General features: G+C 41.5%; 4 protein-coding genes. All 4 read right to left on the bottom strand.

Going from position 1 to position 5,176, the window contains the following annotated elements; genetic code table 11:
- Positions 1-1,092, bottom strand: a 1,092-nt coding sequence (locus tag STRDD10_RS08915) for an acyl-CoA thioesterase/BAAT N-terminal domain-containing protein (RefSeq protein WP_067195354.1), incomplete at its 3' end; no start/stop codon positions are given.
- Positions 1,093-1,147: 55 nt separating this feature from the next.
- Entirely contained in the window at positions 1,148-1,603 is a 456-nt protein-coding gene (locus STRDD10_RS08910) for a MarR family winged helix-turn-helix transcriptional regulator (RefSeq protein WP_067195237.1), read from the bottom strand.
- Between the two features lie 176 nt (positions 1,604-1,779).
- Positions 1,780-4,281 carry a leucine--tRNA ligase gene (leuS, locus tag STRDD10_RS08905; protein ID WP_067195235.1) on the bottom strand — a complete coding sequence of 834 codons (2,502 nt, stop codon included), beginning with the start codon at positions 4,279-4,281 and terminating at the stop codon, positions 1,780-1,782.
- A gap of 80 nt (positions 4,282-4,361) precedes the next feature.
- Positions 4,362-5,176 (bottom strand): PAS domain-containing protein (locus STRDD10_RS11650; protein WP_231853405.1); only part of this gene is annotated, 815 nt, incomplete at its 5' end.

The following is a 5,176-nucleotide window of genomic DNA, read 5'->3' as shown; positions in this document are numbered from 1 at the left end:
CAATTTATCAAACAAAATGGATTTCCCTTTATAATGTGAAATAATATCATCTATCGCGGATGACGCATTCCATATTTCATCAACATCGCTTCCTAGCAATAATAAAGGAGAGGCAATTTTACTCACATCAATCTGAGCCCTACTATCTTCAGGAATATGTTTTCCAAAAAACTTGTTTAACAAATAATTTCCTAGTTGAAATTTTTGATACGGAAGTTCTTTTTGCAAATATGTCCAAGAAGATGAATGAGAGTTGAGTTTTCCCTTTATTCCCTCAAATATTATATTTGAGGGGGAATTGAGTACCAAACATTGCACATCATCCAAAATACTTTGTCCAGCCAGAACAAGCTCTGCTCCTTTAGAACGACCATATATTCCTATTTTTGTATTATCAACTTGAGGATGATGATATAGAAAATCTTTCGCTTCCTCCAGACATTCTATCGGAATTCGTTCTAAGTTTTGGGGTAATCCCTCTAAACCAAAATAAGCTATCGCAAGACAAATATAGCCTCTAGAAGATAAAAGTTGGGCAATGTTCTGAGCTTTTTCAATTCTTCCCTCACTACCACTAACAATAATCACAGCCGGCGCCTTTTTTAACTTTTCATCATAAAATAATCGACCTTGAAAATGCTTATCATAAATATCTTGATACCTTATTCCCAGATTCATATAACGCCTTACAAAACTTTGCTCCGCGACCACATCTTTCCCCAGCCTGATTTTAATTTCAACACCAAAACAATCTCGCAAAGGAATTCTATCAAGAGAACTGGGTAATCTCCTTTTCCTATCCTTCAACGGTTTCACATTAAAGAACAAGCCCATTTCTGAAACTCCTTTATAAGATCCCGAAATAGATGCTGTTTGAAAGGTGTCAATCATACCGTCCTGATCAGATAAAAAAATTGCAGTTGATTTCCACATGACATCATGATCTAAAAGTAAGGGAGCATTTATACAGTAATAATCAGACAGGTACATTTCTACACAATACCTTATCCTTGGTTCTAAACCATTGATAGTAATATAAAAAGATTCATCTGCTAAGTCAGTTTGTGAAATCAGTTCAATGTTTACAGTCATATCTTCTCCTTTTGTTAATATACTTAACAATCAAATTTAAAATTTACCGTGACTTTTACCACGGTAATTCTCCCCATACATTTTCAATATCATCCATCAATTTCACAACTGTTTGAAGCTCCTCCTCGCTATAGTTGTTTAAAACTGAAAAGACCGATTCTTCAATATATGCTTGTTGCTCCTTATGGATTTTAAAAACTTCGATGCCTTTTTCAGATAATCTCAAATATTTGTTTTTCCCATTATTCGGAGCAAAATCAAAAACAACTAAATTTTTTTGAATTAATCTCCTAACACTTTGAGTTATTGCACTTCTCGAAACTTCTAATAATTCAGATAATTTCACTAGATTTAAAGGCTGATTTTTCCCAATCACAACAATCAAATGTACCTCATTCAACGTAATGGATTTGTCAATACTAATTTTATGTTGATTTTTTTTTAACTGTTCAAATGCTAAAATAAATCTATTGAAACGATTATTAAATGTAATAAATTCTTTTTTATCCATAATCTCTCTTTTCTTTGTTAATCATATTAACAAAATAGAAACTTCTTGTCAAATAAAAATCCTCCAGATTCTACTCTGAAGGATTCATTTCTTACTCTAACAACGATATTGACGAGTTTAGTTGGCTCAAACAGCTTGGGGAACTGTTTGAGGTTGGAAATCAGCAAATCAACTGGTTACTTCGTTACAATATTCACCAATTTATTTGGTACACTAATCACCTTCACGATTTCCTTACCGTCAATCTCCGCTTTGACTTTTTCATCCGCTAGAGCAATTTCTTGCAATTCTTCGCGTGATAGGTCTTTAGCGACCATCAATTTGGCACGAACTTTTCCTTTAATTTGGACGACGATTTCGATTTCGTCTTCAATCAATTTACTTTCGTCCCATCTTGGCCAAGCTACGTAAGAGATGGACTCACCTGTTGCAGCAACAGTTTGCCAGAGTTCTTCTGCCAAGTGAGGTGCAAATGGGGCAATCAATTGGATAAAGCCTTTGGCATAGTCCACATAGAGCTTGTCTTCCTTGTTAGCAGCGTTGACAAAGACCATAAGCTGGGCAATGGCTGTATTAAATTTCATGGACTCGATTTGCTCAGTGACAGATTTAACGGTTTCATTGTAAACCTTGTCAAGAGCACCATTATTTTCCGCAATAATTTCTTTACTTGTAATCAAACGGTAAACACGGTCAAGGAACTTACGGCTTCCTTCCAGACCTTCTTCTGACCAAGCGATGGAAGCATCGAGTGGCCCCATGAACATTTCATAAACACGAAGGGTATCGGCACCGTATTGTTCCACAACATCGTCTGGGTTGACAACGTTCTTGAGCGATTTAGACATCTTGGCTGGTGCTTGCTCCAACTCTTCTCCTGTTTCCACATGGAAGAAAGAACCGTCACGTTTTTCAACCTTGTCAGTCGCCACAAGAGCTCCACGGTGGTCACGGTAGCTTGTTCCCAAAATCATCCCTTGGTTAAAGAGTTTTTGGAAGGGTTCCTTAGTCGGAACAACACCAAGGTCATAGAGGAATTTGTGCCAGAAACGAGCATAAAGCAAGTGAAGAACAGCATGCTCCGCACCACCGACATAGATATCAACAGGAAGCCAAGCCTTGAGGAGGTCCTCATCGGCCAATTTTTCCGTATTGTGTGGATCGATATAGCGGAGGTAGTACCAGCTGGATCCTGCCCATTGTGGCATGGTGTTGGTCTCGCGACGACCTTTGACCCCATCTTCACGAGTCACTTCTAGCCAGTCGGTCAAGTTCGCCAATGGGCTTTCCCCAGTACCTGAAGGGCGGATGTCCTTGGTGACTGGCAAGACAAGTGGGAGTTCCCTTTCTGGAACGGCTGTTGAAGTCCCATCTTCCCAATGAATGATTGGGATTGGTTCACCCCAGTAACGTTGACGGCTAAAGAGCCAGTCACGAAGACGGTAAGTGATTTTTTCTTGACCAAAGCCTTTTTCTTCCAGCCAAGCCACAATCTTCGCAATCGCTTCTTCTTTGTTGAGACCGTTCAAGAAGTCAGAGTTGACGTGAAGGCCATCTTCTGTATAAGCAGCTTCTTCAACGTTGCCACCTTCAAGTACTTCTACGATCGGAAGGTCAAATTGTTTAGCAAATTCCCAGTCACGTTGGTCATGGGCAGGTACAGCCATAACGGCACCAGTACCGTAGCTGGCAAGAACATAGTCGGCAATCCAGATTGGAATTTCTTTGCCATTGACAGGGTTGACGGCATAAGCACCCGTCCAAACCCCTGTTTTTTCCTTGGCAAGGTCGGTCCGAGCCAAGTCAGACTTGAGGCTAGCTTGGTGTTTGTAGTCCGCTACAGCCTCAGCTTGTTCAGGACTTGTGATGGCATCCACCAGTTCATGCTCAGGAGCCAAAACAGTAAAGGTCGCACCAAAAAGAGTATCTGGACGTGTCGTAAAGACGGTAAATTCCTTATCGGTCCCTTTCACCTTGAAAGTGACATTGGCACCAGTTGATTTCCCAATCCAGTTGCGTTGCATGTCCTTGATAGACTCTGGCCAATCCAACTCATCCAAGTCATTGAGCAAACGCTCGGCATAGGCAGTAATTTTGAGCATCCATTGGCGCATGGGTTTGCGGACAACTGGATAGCCCCCACGCTCAGATGTTCCATCTGGAAGCACTTCTTCGTTGGCGATAGCTGTCCCTAGTTCCTCCACCCAGTTTACTGGCACTTCCGCTTCATAGGCCAAGCCTTTTTCGTAAAGCTTAGTGAAAATCCATTGGGTCCACTTGTAGTAGTTGGGATCTGTCGTATTGACTTCACGATCCCAGTCATAAGAAAATCCAAGCGCATTGATCTGACGTTTGAAGTTGGCAATATTTTCCGCTGTAAAGTCCGCTGGGTCATTTCCTGTATCCATAGCGTATTGCTCTGCAGGCAAACCAAAGGCATCCCAACCCATAGGGTGAAGGACGTTGTATCCTTGCGCACGCTTGTAACGGCTGAGAATATCCGTCGCTGTGTAGCCTTCTGGGTGCCCTACGTGAAGACCCGCTCCAGATGGGTAGGGGAACATGTCCAATGCATAAAACTTAGGTTTTGAAGCATCTGTTCCTGTCTTAAAGGTGTGATGGTCTGCCCAGTATTTTTGCCACTTGGGCTCGATTTCTTTATGATTGTAAAAACTCATGGTTTCTCTCCAATTATTGTATTAATTCTATTATATCATGTTTAAGGGATTCTAAACGATTGAATTTATGATCGAAATTTCTAATCAAGATTACGATAAACATCGCTCTCAATTTCCCGGTAGGGTTGGATATCCTGAACATATTCCAAGACTCCTTGGAAACATCCCTCCTTGTCTCTCACTGCCGCATAGGTCACATGGACAAATTTCCCACGGGATTCGGACTTGAACCACATGACATACTTATCCTTGTCGCCATCACGCAAGCCCTGCATGATAGCCTTGACCTTTTTGAGATACTTAGGAGGATGGCAGAGCTCCACATTGCGTCCCACTTGGGAAGGGGTGCGCTTAAAAATCATCTCCTCAAAATCCACATGATCATTGTAATATTGGAAAATCTCGTCCTTATTAACAAAAGTGATTTCCATGGGCAGGTGGTTGAGGATCAGATCTGCCTCTTCTACCGAGAGAAATCCATTTCCAAACGCCTGCTGACTGGTCCGATCATGACTTTCCGGTTTTTCCTTAGGGGTAAAGGTAATGGTAAACTGACCTTCGGGCGTATCAATCACTTGCTGTTTAGCTCCTTCATCCAGCTTTAGTTGAACAGGCTCGTGAGGAGTTTCTTCAGCGACAAACTGCTCCCGTTTGGGAATCCATTTTTCAGTCGGAATGATAATCGCATAGCCATAGGTATCGCTCTCCTCTGCAATAGAGAGCCAGTCATCCTGATGAAAGGCTTCGAGAAGAATCATAAGTAGAATGGACTCTTCTTTGAAAATCATGCTCTCAAATTCAGTAGCGAAATTCTCGAAGTCAGCCATTACCTGCTCAATGCTCTCTTCTGGCAAGGCTTGAGCTCCTGCTAGAGCTGTGGCAAAAAGAGCACGAA

It is taken from the genome of Streptococcus sp. DD10, from assembly GCF_001578805.1.
In the GTDB taxonomy this organism is placed as follows: Bacteria; Bacillota; Bacilli; order Lactobacillales; family Streptococcaceae; genus Streptococcus.
Note: the sequence above shows the minus strand (reverse complement) of the source record. Positions and strands in the feature narration are given on the sequence as shown.